This is a genomic window from Pseudoalteromonas sp. GCY (genome assembly GCF_016695175.1).
Classification (GTDB): domain Bacteria; phylum Pseudomonadota; class Gammaproteobacteria; order Enterobacterales; family Alteromonadaceae; genus Pseudoalteromonas.
The window spans coordinates 684,956-698,928 of the sequence record NZ_CP068023.1; the positions used below are offsets into that span (position 1 = coordinate 684,956).

Sequence of the window (13,973 nt, forward strand, 5' to 3'; positions counted from 1 at the left end):
AAATTCGGCTTAATTTTTTATTAAGTCGACTTTACGGTAGGAATGTGGGTTGAATGTGAAGGCGTAGCATATTTATCTCATCAAAGCGATGTTAGCTTGCATTACAACTGCTTTTATCGCGATCTGTAACTTATAGGGTTATATATCATATCTATTTTATTCGGTTATTTTTAGGCCGTACGTTAAATTTAAATTGGATAGTAGGAATAAAAAAGCCCCTTTCGGGGCTTCAGTTATTCTTTAGATACGGAATAATTAAAAGTTAACTGTGATCTCATTCGAACAGATATCACCAGATTGGCACACTTTATAGGTGTAGCTAGTTGCTTCTAAGTTACGAGAAAAATCTCTGAATTTACCTGAGTTTGGCACTGTATCAATAGCTTGACCATCACGGTAAATTGTCACTGTATCAGCGCTGCTACCTTGCCATGCAAGTTCAACACGGATATAACCTAAGCGAGATTTATTCACGCGAGCAACAGATAATTCAATCTCATCAGCGCTTACCACAACAGACTGTGTTGTAGTGTTGCTGTTGCCTTCACTATCTGTTACCGTTAGAGAAACACTGTACTCACCAGATGCTGCAAATTCATGAATTGGGCTTGCGTCAGTACTGATACTGCCATCACCAAAGTCCCATGCCCAGCTAACGATATCATCATTCGGATCACGGCTTTCATCAGTGAATGTCACGGCAAGGCCTGAAGCTGCAAAGCTAAAGCCCGCAACAGGAGGTTGAGGTGATGCTTCGCCTAAACCTGTTAGGTTTAGAGTCCAGCTGTTCAATGTACCAGTATCGATACCGGCATTATCTGAGACAGACAATGTCCAATCACCCGTTGCAACTTCACCATTAAATGCCGCAGAGTTAAAGGTTTGGTTAATGTCATCTGCACCGCCACCTTGACGGTTATGCAGTGTTGCTACGGTTCCAGCAGGAGAAGTAAGCGTAACAATTAAGTCGCCGATGTAGGTGTGTGTAATATCCACTAAAGTATTGCTATCAAATACAGTAACGGTGTCAGCCACAGTGATCACAGAAGTAATACCTGAAGCATCGTTATCAGGAATGTTTACCGCGGTAGTATTTTCATAGCTGAAATCGCTTAACCCTTGAGGTAATACATACAGCCCTACTTGCTCTTGATCTGCAAGCTCTCCAGATGTTGCGTTAAGCGTGAAGCTATACTCACCCCACTGAGTTGAAGCTGTAGTTGGTACAGAAAGTGTTACTGTATCGCCTGGCATTGCAGTAGTCGCAGACAGCGCTGCACCTGCAATTGGTGAAGTAACAGACAAATCAATAGTACCCTGCCAGTCAGCGACTGAAGCAAAAGTAAATTCGTATGTTGCAGTATCGCCCGCTGTGATTTCTTGATTAGCTGGACGAGCTGATACTCTAAAGCCTGGCTCTGGATCGGCATCAATTACAGCTTGATTCACATTTAAGCGCTTACCAGACACAGTTTTATCGGTAAGGTCAGCATTAACATCACCACTTTGCATCAGTAGGTTTTTAAGCTCAATTGCAGTGAGTGTCGGGTTGATAGACAGTACCAGAGCCGCCGCACCTGCAACGTGAGGCGTCGCCATTGAAGTACCTGAGTAGCTTGAGTAACCACCACCTGGGACGGTGGATAAAATAGCGCTACCTGGTGCACCCATATCTACAGACGTGAGACCCCATTGTGAAAATGAAGACATCGCGTCAGTATGGGTTGTACTTGCGATAGAGAATACGCTGTCGTGCTCGTAGCTTGAAGGATAATGAGGGTTTACATCGTTATCTACCGCACTGTTACCTGCTGCGGCAACAAATAAGATGTCTGCATTTTCACTTGCAGTAATTGCATCAGAAAGTGCTTGGCTAAAGCCGCCGCCACCCCAACTGTTATTAGTAACGCGAACGTTGTGACCGGCATTTTTAAGCGCAACCATATAGTCAATACACTCAATCGCATCTGAAGTTGAGCCTGAGCCTGATGCATCTAGGAATTTACAGCCTACTATTGAGACCTCATGGTTAACACCAGCAACACCCGTTGCGTCGTTGCCTGATGCTCCGATAGTACCTGAAACGTGTGTACCGTGACCTTGGTCGTCCATCGGGTCGCCACTGCCTGTGATTGCGTTAATACCGTGAACGTCATCAATATAGCCGTTACCATCATTATCAATGCCATCTCCAGCGATCTCTCCTGGGTTGCGCCATGCGTTTGCCGCGAGATCTGGGTGAGTATAATCAATACCTGTATCGATCACACCGACGATCACATCACGTGAACCAATAGTGATATCCCATGCTTCAGGGGCATCAATATCGGCATCAGCCGTACCACCAGTTTGACCTGTGTTATGCATGCCCCAAAGCTCATCAAAGCGACTATCGTCTGGAATGCCAAGTGCTTTTACTTGATAGTCAGGCTCGACATATTCGATGGCCGGGTGGTTAGCTAGTTTTTCAATTGCTTGCTTTGCCGTGATGCTATCTAGTTTAAAGTTTGCTAGGCGACCTTTTAAAACATGGCGGTATTTGTCGTCTACGCCATCAGCGTTCAAATCCGCCATCTTTGCTTTTACAAGGTTTCTTGCATTGGCACGAAGTGCAGCAGAAGTGTTTTCTTTAAACACAACTAAGATGCTGTCATCAGCGGTTGCAGTTGTTGTTTCGATTTGAACTGCTGCTTGAGAAGTGAAAGCAAGTACAGGAAGCAAAGCCAAAGACAATGCAGAAAGTTTAGATCTCATATTAATAACCTTTTTAATTTCAAGCGTATCCATCAATACACAATTTTTGAGTTGGTAGTTTTTCTGGTAGTGGCTGTGGTCTTTTTGGCAACGTCTTAAAACCTAGACCCAGATATTGAGCAGTGCAATGTAAAAAAAGAGTTAATTAATAAAATCAGTTTTTTTTACTGATTTTTAATTTTTGGAATAGATTATTTGGTTCTTTTTTATGGGGTGAGTGGATATGGGTACGATTGAACTTTAGTCATACTTTTTTTGTACCTCCATATTTTATTCGTAATTTTGTGTGACTTTATCTTTGTACTTTATTGAAACTATTGGAGTATTTTTTTCATAAAATCTTCTTATTTATCTTCGGTTGTTCCCATCTTAGAGTTAAAGGTGACAAGACGTAATAAAATATATTATTTCAACATATGAATTTGCTGACTTTGATATAGATTATGTTTTTCACTAAAAATGTAACACTCTGGTAACTGGCACAAGTGGGAGCGGCTCAAGAGTAATGAGTCATAACAGGACGTTAGTTAAGTGAAAAGTTGCAGTTGGCTGAGTTCGGCAACAACTCAATGCCTGCACTGAACGCTTAATTTAAAAATAATATAATAAATCTCTAAGGAGAACAGTGTGAAGTTTTCAAAATCAATCGTGAGTTGCGCTATCGCGCTTGCGCTAACACATTCAGTTACAGCACATGCTGAGGCAAAATCAGATAATAAACCACTTTCAACTTCTGCACTTTCACAAGTGGAGCGTGCAAGTGGAACAAGTAACGAACTCAAACTTTCACAAACGTCAGGTAGCCAAGGTGGTAACGAGTTAGCTTCGGTGCAACTGGGTACTTCTAACCTGACAGATGTGACTACGATTGGCGACAACAATATTACTGAGGCCGATCAGAATGGTACTGGTAACGTCGCTATTATTACGACAACCGGTAACAACAATAACCAAGTATATAGCCAAGATGGTGAATCTAATGGCGCATTAACGGAAGTTACTGGCGACGATAACGCGATTGATATTCAGCAGTCAGGTAGCGGGATCCTTGGGATTAACAACGAAGCCATCAATGTCATTAATGGCGATCAAAATACTATTACGGTATCTCAAGGCTCTGGTGGCCAATGGTTCTACAACCTAAATATGCAAGGTAGCCAAAACGAAGTAACAGCGACACAAACAGGGACGTGGAACGAAGCGACACTTGAGTCAGTACAAGGTGACATGAACCAAATCACCTTAGATCAAGACGGTGTGTACAACCAATATAAAGTAGTTAGTCTACAAGGTAATGAAAACGAAATTGAATCGAGCCAAAGCGGTAACTTCAATGTTATCTCTGTAGAGACTGTGATTGGTGATGACAACCAAGTTGAGATCGAGCAATCGGAAGGTGATAGCAATACGGTTAACGTGTTTGAAATTACTGGAGACAATAACGAGCTTAATATCGATCAGGAAGGTTCAACTAACACCTTCGCATCAGATTTATTAGTTGGTAACGACAATGAAGTGATGACTGAGCAGCGTGGCGACGAAAATAAAGTCCAAGCAGACGTGATTGGCGATAATAACGAATTTACCGCGATGCAGATAGGTAATGGCAACGAGATGTATCTTGGTGTTGCTGGCGAGAACAATGAATTCTCAGCAACTCAAGTAGGTGATGCGAACATCGCACACGTTGCGAACTTCAACGGTAGTGATAATGATGTTGATGTTACCCAAACGGGTGATGAAAACGAGGCAGTGGTGCAGTCATCTTATCCAGACGTTAGCCTGGCAAGTAATGATAACGCAGTTGATATTTCACAAAGTGGCACAGGCAACGGTGTTGTTGTGACTATGAGCAGCGTATTTGATAGTAGCTCAAACCAAGTAGATATTGCGCAGTCTGGCGAGTTTAACGCGATTGATCTGATGCTCGAAGGTAGTCGCAATATGCTAGACATCACACAAAATGGTAGCAACAACTTTGTGATGGGTATGGGTTCTGAGGCATTCATCATCAATGGCGATGATAATGCGTTTACGGTAAGCCAAATTGGTGACGGCAACTTAGTCCAAGGTGGAATTACAGGTAGTGGTCAAAACATTACCGTAACTCAGGTTGGTGACAACAACGTTGCGACTATCACTCAGCAATAACTAAGTAATTTAGATAGGGGGCAAAACCAGCCCCCATATTTTGTACTATTCAGCTAACCAAAACATCAATGTGAATCTCGTCAGTAAAGATATTCTACGCCGTGAGTAAACAAATAATGATAAGAATAATAACACTCTTGAGCGCTATGCTCGCTTCTACATTTTCACTAAGTGCACAAGAAGATGTAGAAATTGATGGTTTAGTGATGGATCAGAGTATTAGCCGATTTGGTCACCAGTTTTACTTTCAATTTTCACAGCTGTGGAGAGATGTTCCTAACACCTCGGGAATTAATATCACGGTTAAAGAAACGGTTTTGCCAAGAGCTGGCACTCGGTTAGAGGTATTAATGAACAGTCGCGCAGTATACGCAACAGCAATGGGAAGAAGGGGCGGCTCCGTTGATGAACGAGTTGAAACTGCTATTTTCACCATTATGGATGCGATGGCGAGAGAACAATATCAACAGAATGGCTCTGAAGATCTAGCAGCGAGCGGGTGGTAAAATGACAACAATAAAAACAACAATCATGTTCGTTGGTTTAATGCTACTTAGTAGTGCTCATGTGGCAGCGACTGAGCTGGTATACAAACCAATTAACCCAGCATTTGGTGGTAACCCGTTAAATGCCAATATGTTACTGAGTAAAGCACAATCTCAGAATAAGCACAGAGCACCAATCATAGAAAAAACCTATGATGAAAAGTTTCAGGAATCCCTCGAGCGTACGTATCTTAACCGTTTGGTCAGAGAAATCACGGATGTAGCGTTTGGTGATGACATTAAAGACAGTATTTTTGATCAGGACGCGACGTTTATGAGTGGCGACTATCAAATCCAAGTGATCACCAGTACACCCGACACCATCACGGTTAGAATAACAAATACAGCATCGGGTGAAGAAACCATTCTAGAGGTACCCAGGTTTGCCTCATCGGCTGGTGGAGGATATTAAATGCTCCGCGTCATTTTATTGGTGTTTTTGTTACTGCTCGGCGGTTGTTCTAGCATGTCTCGTGTGTTGCCTCCTTCGCAAAGTGTAGCAATTGAGCTGACCGACACTGAAACCTTTGCAGAACTAAAAAACTTACCCACACCGAAAGGGCGAATTCCCGTTTCTGTTTATTCATTTCGGGATCAAACTGGGCAATACAAACCACAAGATAATGTAAGTTCATTTTCAACAGCGGTGACTCAAGGCGCTAACTCTATTTTAATGCAGGCACTACACGAAACGGATTGGTTTATTCCGGTAGAACGTGAAGGACTGCAAAACTTGCTGACTGAGCGCAAAATTATTCGTGCAGCAAGTGATGATAACGACACAAACGCTTTGCCACCTTTAATGACCGCAAAGATCATTTTAGAAGGCGGGATCATCAGCTATGACTCTAATATCCGCACAGGCGGTTTGGGTATGGAATATTTTGGCATAGGTGCATCTGAGCTTTATCGTGAGGATGTTATCTCCATTTATATGCGTGCAGTTGATGTTCGTACTGGGCAAGTGCTGCTTTCTGTCGCGAGTAGCAAAAAGGTGCTATCCATGGAGGTTCGGGCAGGGTTTTTCCGCTATGTGAGTTATAAACGTTTGGCTGAAGCCGAAGCGGGGTTTAGCGATAATGAACCGATGCACATTTGTGTAACCCAAGCGATAGAAAAAGCGCTAACTTTGATGGTACAACAAGGCATTGAAAAAGGCGTGTGGTCGGCAGCTACCGCGTCGTAGGTCGTGCTTTAGCACGACAAACCTTTACCACAACGCTCCCTTTTGTATGGCACGCACACCAACCGTAGGTCGTGCTTTAGCACGACAAACCTTTACCACAACGCTTCCTTTTGCACTGCACGCATAACCAACCGTAGGTCGTGCTTTAGCACGACAAACCTTTACCACAACGCTCCCTTTTGTATGGCACGCACACCAACCTTAGGTCGTGCTTTAGCACGACAAACCTTTACCACAACGCTCCCTTTTGTATGGCACGCACACCAACCGTAGGTCGCGCTTTAGCGCGACAAACCTTTACCACAACGCTCCCTTTTGTATGGCACGCACACCAACCGTAGGTCGTGCTTTAGCACGACAAATCTTTAAGCAAGACACAACCTTGAACACGTCCTCTAGCTCCATCCCTAAAATAAAGAATAATACTGGTGCATGAGATTCAACAATAAAGTCAGCCACCAATAAGCTGAGTATGTTAATCTAAACAGCAATGAAATAATAAAGAACGCTAACATCATGCACGTACATATTTTAGGGATTTGCGGTACCTTTATGGGCGGGATCGCAGCCATCGCTCAATCATTGGGGCACAAAGTCACAGGTTCAGATCTCAATGTTTACCCGCCGATGAGTACACAACTCGAATCACTCGGTATTGAATTAACTCAAGGTTATGACCCTAAGCAACTCATCGATGATGAGCCTGATGTGGTGATCATCGGTAATGCCATGAGCCGTGGCAATCCGTGCGTTGAATATGTTTTAGAAAAAGGTATGCGTTATACCTCAGGCCCTGAATGGTTAAAAGACCATGTATTACGCCAGTCATGGGTGTTGGCTGTGGCCGGAACGCATGGCAAAACAACCACTGCAAGCATGTTAGCGTGGTTACTCGAATACGCAGGGTTGCGCCCGGGCTTTTTGATTGGTGGCATAGTGCAAAACTTTGGTGTGTCGGCGCGCACGTCAGATACGCCATTCTTTGTTATCGAAGCCGACGAATACGATACGGCGTTTTTCGATAAACGCAGCAAGTTTGTCCATTACTTACCTCGCACGTTAATACTCAATAATCTTGAATATGATCACGCTGATATTTTTCCAGATTTAAATGCCATTCAAACCCAATTTCATCATTTAATTCGCACGCTACCCAGCCAAGGTAAAGCCGTATATCCAGCGGATGATACTGCGCTACAAAACGTTATTGAACGCGGTTTTTGGAGCGAGCAGGAATCCCTTGGTAAAGAATGGTCGTATAACTTGCTCAAGGCTGACGGCTCTCGCTTTTCGGTATTATTTGAGGGCGAAGAAAAAGGCGAAGTAAATTGGCAAGCGATTGGTGTGCATAATGTCAAAAATGCCATGATGGCGATTGCGGCGGCAAGGCATGTGGGCATTCCAATCGAGGTAAGTATCGAAGCGCTAGGGCAATTTATTTCTCCCAAACGCCGTATGGAAATTAAAGGGGAGGTCAATGGCGTCACTGTCTATGATGACTTCGCGCATCACCCCACGGCAATAGCAACGACCCTTGCAGGGCTTAGAGCCAAAGTCAGAGATGCACCTATCATTGCTATTTTAGAGCCTCGCTCAAATACGATGAAGCTGGGCATTCATCAAGAAACCTTATTGCAATCACTTGATGTTGCAGATGAAGTGTATCTATTCGAACCAGATGGCTTATCTTGGTCTCTTAAAGCACAAGCCGAAGCCGCGGGTCGTCAGTGTTTTGCAAGCGTAGATGAGATTGTCGCACAGGTTGTGGCAAATCAAGCACCAAACCAACATGTGCTGATCATGAGTAATGGTGGTTTTGGTGGCATCCACGACAAACTTTTAACTGCATTGAAAAAGTAATCATTATGTCAGAACAAACATTTAATGGGCCAATTACGCTGGCCTTTAGTGGTGCGTCGGGCGCTCCTTACGGACTGAGATTACTCGAGGTATTGGTGTCGTTAAACTATCAAGTTTACGTGCTAATCTCGAGTGCAGCCAGAGTGGTGTTAGATACCGAGTCTAATCTAAAGCTCTCTGGTAATGAACAAAAAGCAACGGAGCAACTACAGGCGCTTTTCTGTGCTAAAGAGAAGCAAATTCAGGTATTTGGTAAAGATAACTGGTTTAGTCCTGTGGCATCCGGCTCGGCCGCACCTAAGCAGATGGTGGTGTGTCCGTGTAGCGCAGGAAGCGTGTCAGCCATTGCGCTTGGGGCATCTGATAATTTGCTTGAGCGTGCGGCAGATGTGGTGATCAAAGAACGTGGCCAATTAATATTAGTGCCGCGAGAAACGCCCTTTAGTCCGATCCATCTTGAAAACATGCTAAAGCTTAGCCGCTTGGGTGTAACGATAATGCCTGCAGCGCCTGGTTTTTATCATCAGCCACAAAGTATCGACGATTTGGTCGACTTTATGGTGGCCCGTATTTTAGATCATCTACACATCGAACATACCTTAGCTAAGCGCTGGGGTTATGGAGAATAATAAAATATGACAATAGCACTGAACATCAAAGGGTTAAAAAAAGTTTATAGTAACGGCGTCGAAGCCGTTAAAGGCATTGATCTCGAAGTTCAAGAAGGCGACTTCTTTGCGTTGCTCGGTCCAAATGGGGCGGGTAAATCTACCACAATAGGGGTTATTGCCTCACTGGTGAATAAAACCCAAGGCAGCGTAGAGGTTTTTGGTCATAGTATTGATACTCACTTGGAAGAGGCTAAGTCGAACTTAGGTTTAGTACCACAGGAGTTCAACTTTAGCCAATTCGAGACGCTAAACCAAATTCTAGTGACTCAGGCGGGCTATTATGGTGTGCCAAGAGACGTTGCCCATCAGCGAGCCGAGAAATATCTCAAGCAGCTAGGACTATTTGATAAAAAAGACAAGCAAGCTCGAACGTTATCCGGCGGTATGAAACGGCGCTTGATGATTGCAAGAGCATTGATGCATGAGCCTAAGCTTCTTATTTTGGATGAACCCACGGCTGGTGTGGATATAGAACTACGCCGTTCTATGTGGGATTTTTTGCGTGAAATTAATAAGCAAGGCGTAACGATTATTCTCACAACGCATTACTTAGAAGAAGCTGAGCTGTTGTGCCGTAATATTGCGATTATCGATAAAGGCACGATTGTTGAGCATACGACCATCAAGGCATTACTCGCAAAGTTAGACAAAGAAACGTTTGTACTTGATCTAAAGCCACCCATGCAGCCAGTGGCACTCGATGGCTACCAATTTACCACCGTCGATGACCATACTATTGAGGTAGAGGTAGCTAAGTCGCAAGGGCTCAATGGGGTATTCACACAACTCACAGAGCAAGGTAATCAAGTATTAAGTATGCGTAACAAAGCTAACCGCTTAGAAGAGTTGTTTGTTGGCTTACTGGAGCAGGGGAGAGGGGCATAATCGTGTTGAAATATGGCGTCGCGTTAAAAAGTATTTGGATAAAAGAGTGTATTCGTTTTTTGCGTATTTGGGTGCAAACCTTAGTACCGCCAGCGATCACCATGACACTTTATTTTGTGATCTTCGGTAGTTTAATCGGCTCGCGCATTGGTGATATGGGTGGCTTTAGCTACATGGAGTTTATTGTACCTGGCTTAATCATGATGTCGGTGATCACCAACTCCTACTCTAACGTTGCTTCGAGTTTTTATTCCACCAAGTTTCAAAAGAGCATTGAAGAACTACTCGTTGCACCTGTGCCTAACTATATTATTGTACTTGGCTATATGGGCGGTGGTATGGCGCGAGGTATGCTCGTTGGGCTTATTGTTACTATCGTCAGTCTGTTTTTTGTGGATATTCAAATTCACAATCTAGCGGTTATCGTTATTACGGTTATTTTAACGTCAGCCGTGTTTGCATTAGGCGGTTTGATCAATGCGGTGTTTGCCAACAGTTTCGACGATATTAGTATTATTCCGACTTTTGTACTGACACCCCTGACTTACCTTGGTGGCGTATTTTACTCAATCACATTGCTACCAGAGTTTTGGCAGGGTGTGTCGCAGGTAAATCCAATCATTTATATGGTAAATGCCTTCCGTTTTGGCTTTTTAGGTGTCTCGGATGTTGATATTGGCGTCGCCTTTACGGTATTAGGTGTATTTATATGTGGTCTATTTTGGTTGTCACTGCACTTAATTAAACGCGGTGTTGGACTAAGACACTAACGTAAATAGCGTTAATTTGGAAAAATGAGCGTTGTCATCAATTGCAGCGCTCTTGCGTTATTTCAGGTAAAATCCTTACCATTCCCCCTTAATAATGACTGGTTATGACAGAAGCAAACTCTCGTAGTATCACCACTAATCAACAAGGGCTACATGAAAAGCTCGATGAAATCGTTACTAAGCATCTAACCGCTGAGTTTAAAAAGCCCATTGCGGCACATACACAAAATGCTTTTGATGAGGTTAATGCACGAGTGCAGGCCTTTAATGGACCAATTATTTTGGACTCATGCTGTGGTGTTGGTGAAAGTACTGCAAATTTGGCGAAGCGACACCCTGATGCGTTGGTAATTGGCATCGACAAGTCTGCGCATCGACTAGATAAACACGATGTTGAATATAAACAAACGGAGCAAGGCCAATATATTTTGGTGCAAGCCGATCTCAATGACTTTTGGCGATTAGCGCTGGAAGCCGATTGGCAGCCAACTCACCATTATTTACTGTATCCTAATCCGTGGCCGAAAGCTAAACACATTCAAAGACGCTGGCATGGTAGCGCGGTGTTCCCTTTTATCGTGAAGCTAGGCGGCAAGTTGGAGCTGCGCAGTAATTGGGATATTTATGTAAAAGAGTTTGCCAGAGCTTTGGCGCTTAGCGGCGTTGATGTTGAAGTGGAAGCCTATGAAAGTGATGAGGCTATTACGCCCTTTGAGCGTAAGTATTGGGCAAGTGGTCAATCAAGTACCCGCTTAGTCGTAACACTTTAATTTAATCCGGCACTTCAGGTTGGTATAAGCGGCTTAAAGATGGCCGCTTGCTTTGCCTATCCAACTCCCTTCTAATCTTGCAACGCCTGCAGCTTCCAGTTGTTTTGCCTGTTTACTGGTGGCAACACAGGGTACAATCAAGTCGATCCGCTTGGCATTGCAATGACTTGCAAGATATTCAATGGAGCTCAGCAGCATCTCATCTTCATCCAAGTTTTCACAAATACTGGCTTCTAAACAAATGGCATCCAGTGGGAGTTTTAAGATCCGGTTGATGGTAAGAAAACCGCTATTCACACCCGTTACCGCAACATTTGCACCTTTTGCTTTTAACGACTGCATCATTAAGCTCATATCGCTAAAGTTTTTGAGTACATCCGTTTCATTAAACTCAAATGTGATGAGCTGAGGCTGCGGGTAACGGCGTAGGATCTGGCTGATATATTCAAAATATTCCGCATCCGCGATTTCACTGTGGCTCAATTGCATGCTCCAAGCATGGTTTGATTTACGAAACCGGGTGACGCATAACTCAAGTAGCTTCATGCTAATTTGGGCGCGGAGTTTTGGTTGCTTCATCACTGGGTAAAAATGTTCAGCATCGATGATAGCGCCGCGCTCGTTAAGGACGCGTGCCGTGCAGTGATACTGAATGTCAGCATGGTCGTGACAAGCTTTACGCGGCGTAAAGAAAGGAATGATGCGGTCTGATTCACACGCGCTTTGCAGTAAACGGGTGAGGTGGAGATTTTTTGATTGTTGTTGAGGATTCAGTTGCAGCTGAGAATCAAAATAACACACTTGGGTATTTTGCTGTTGAGCCTGACGTAGCGCGAGAAAGGCATTTTCAAGTAACAGCGCGCAATTGCCTTTAGCAACACCCGCACACAAATTAACGTATAAATGCGGCGCGTCGTATATGGGTTTTGCACAAGGGAATGACTCGGTTAAGTTCGCCAAATAATGCTCACCATTTTCGATGCTGGTAACTAGCGCAATTTTAGAGGTGGTAAGGCGATAAACCTCAAACGGATGAGTAAACTCGCCAAAGTAGCTCATGACTTTAGCCATAACGTTATCGCCGACTTCCGTGCCATAGAAGCTAATGATATCCTCAAGCTCTTTCACCCACACCACGCTTAAGCATAGGTGTTGCGATTTAGAATATTTAAGTGCTTGCTCAAGGGCGATTCGGTTGCCAAATCCGGTGCGACTATCCGTTGTTAAAGTCTTCTTGTAGTACATAAAGTACAAGCTCACGACGACCAAAAACATCACAAAAAAGAAGCTAGCGTCAATGGCGGCATCCATCACGCTTTCTTGTAACCGACTTTCTAAATCGTGAATGGTTAAGTCAGCACCTGCTATATAAGTAGTGCCATCGGGTAGCACAAAAGGAATAAACACACTTTTAAAGTGACCCCATTTGTCTTTGGCTATTTCAAATACAGGTTCGGTAGAATGAAAGGCGCTTTTTAGGGTAATTGAGGCCTCTGAATAAACATCTTGATAACGTGTAAGTCGGTTGAGTTTAAGATCTTCTCGGGTGTAACTGGACGCGGTAAAGTGCACATAAGGCGGCTTAAGCACCATGGTGTAGACGTATTCAACATTTAGAGCACGGGCAAGTTCGGTGAGGGCATGACTTTTTTGCTTAAATTCGGCAGGGGTTATTTGCTCTGGTGACTCGTGATATTTTTTGCCTACAATGACGTTGGCGCTGGTGGCAGCATTGATTAGCTGGGCGTCGATCCTTGCCATGATATCGCGGCGCGTATCATAATAGTTGGCGATAACATAAATCGATAGGGCAGCTAAAAAGATAAAAGAGGCTAAAACGAGCCAAGCAACTGGGAGTCGGGAAGTGTAACTTGTGGGCCCTAAAAGCTGAGTCGCTTTTGCCGTAGGCTGCTTAGATTTAGCTTTGAGTGGTTGAGCGATACTCCGAGTATTCATGATAATCCTTTATCCACAATATCGTTATCTAACAACGATAAAATACCTAACTGGCGTAAGCGTGGTGGCTATTTTGTTACATAATATAAACAATACAACATAAATTGGCGACTTGAGAAGAAATAAAGCAAAAAACTTTTTCTCCAATGATCAATAAAATGTATTGTTGCGGGCAAGTCGGCAATATACCGTTTTGCTGGGTTTATGTCCCCATTTTATACCTTATTTTTGACGAGAATGTAAAATAGAAACGTCAGAATACGGAGGGATTTTTCACTGAACTTTCGCTGGGTTTTCATAAAATTGTCAATGTTTCATGAATTTTAACTAGACAATAGAAGACAATTCCCTTTCTTTACAGTAAAGTTAGCCATTTCATGTATCACAATCTCTTGTGCAATTTGTATCTACTCAATTTATAAAAT

General features: G+C 43.5%; 11 protein-coding genes. 9 read left to right on the forward strand and 2 right to left on the reverse strand.

Annotated elements, in window-relative coordinates; translation table 11 throughout:
- Nucleotides 1-255: 255 nt before the first annotated feature.
- The gene (locus JJQ94_RS08145; protein WP_301180972.1) at nucleotides 256-2,754 is read right to left on the reverse strand and encodes a S8 family serine peptidase; all 2,499 of its coding nucleotides are present in this window, start codon (nucleotides 2,752-2,754) and stop codon (nucleotides 256-258) included.
- A gap of 627 nt (nucleotides 2,755-3,381) precedes the next feature.
- Here JJQ94_RS08145 and JJQ94_RS08150 point away from each other — a divergent pair.
- From JJQ94_RS08150 to trmB, 9 genes are all read left to right on the forward strand, one after another.
- Entirely contained in the window at nucleotides 3,382-4,905 is a 1,524-nt protein-coding gene (locus JJQ94_RS08150) for a curlin (protein ID WP_099030532.1), read from the forward strand.
- Between the two features lie 116 nt (nucleotides 4,906-5,021).
- On the forward strand, nucleotides 5,022-5,411 hold the full coding sequence (locus JJQ94_RS08155; RefSeq protein WP_269093181.1) for a CsgE family curli-type amyloid fiber assembly protein: 390 nt from the start codon (nucleotides 5,022-5,024) through the stop codon (nucleotides 5,409-5,411).
- A 1-nt stretch (nucleotide 5,412) separates the two neighbouring features.
- A complete protein-coding gene (locus JJQ94_RS08160; protein WP_172439942.1) occupies nucleotides 5,413-5,862 on the forward strand; it encodes a curli assembly protein CsgF in 450 nt (149 codons plus the stop codon).
- A complete protein-coding gene (locus JJQ94_RS08165; protein WP_010368506.1) occupies nucleotides 5,863-6,636 on the forward strand; it encodes a CsgG/HfaB family protein in 774 nt (257 codons plus the stop codon).
- Between the two features lie 516 nt (nucleotides 6,637-7,152).
- Nucleotides 7,153-8,496 carry a UDP-N-acetylmuramate:L-alanyl-gamma-D-glutamyl-meso-diaminopimelate ligase gene (gene mpl, locus JJQ94_RS08170; RefSeq protein ID WP_099030535.1) on the forward strand — a complete coding sequence of 448 codons (1,344 nt, stop codon included), beginning with the start codon at nucleotides 7,153-7,155 and terminating at the stop codon, nucleotides 8,494-8,496.
- 5 nt (nucleotides 8,497-8,501) lie between these two features.
- Nucleotides 8,502-9,125 (forward strand): flavin prenyltransferase UbiX, encoded by a 624-nt coding sequence (locus JJQ94_RS08175; protein WP_010368503.1) that lies wholly within the window; start codon nucleotides 8,502-8,504, stop codon nucleotides 9,123-9,125.
- A 6-nt stretch (nucleotides 9,126-9,131) separates the two neighbouring features.
- A complete protein-coding gene (locus tag JJQ94_RS08180) occupies nucleotides 9,132-10,052 on the forward strand; it encodes an ABC transporter ATP-binding protein (RefSeq protein WP_099030536.1) in 921 nt (306 codons plus the stop codon).
- Between the two features lie 2 nt (nucleotides 10,053-10,054).
- Nucleotides 10,055-10,822, forward strand: coding sequence for an ABC transporter permease (locus JJQ94_RS08185; RefSeq protein WP_010605731.1), 768 nt, complete (start codon nucleotides 10,055-10,057; stop codon nucleotides 10,820-10,822).
- A gap of 104 nt (nucleotides 10,823-10,926) precedes the next feature.
- Nucleotides 10,927-11,592 carry a tRNA (guanine(46)-N(7))-methyltransferase TrmB gene (gene trmB, locus JJQ94_RS08190; RefSeq protein WP_099030537.1) on the forward strand — a complete coding sequence of 222 codons (666 nt, stop codon included), beginning with the start codon at nucleotides 10,927-10,929 and terminating at the stop codon, nucleotides 11,590-11,592.
- 33 nt (nucleotides 11,593-11,625) lie between these two features.
- Here the strand turns inward: trmB and JJQ94_RS08195 are convergent, their stop codons facing one another.
- Nucleotides 11,626-13,548 (reverse strand): EAL domain-containing protein, encoded by a 1,923-nt coding sequence (locus tag JJQ94_RS08195; protein WP_099030538.1) that lies wholly within the window; start codon nucleotides 13,546-13,548, stop codon nucleotides 11,626-11,628.
- Nucleotides 13,549-13,973: the final 425 nt, after the last annotated feature.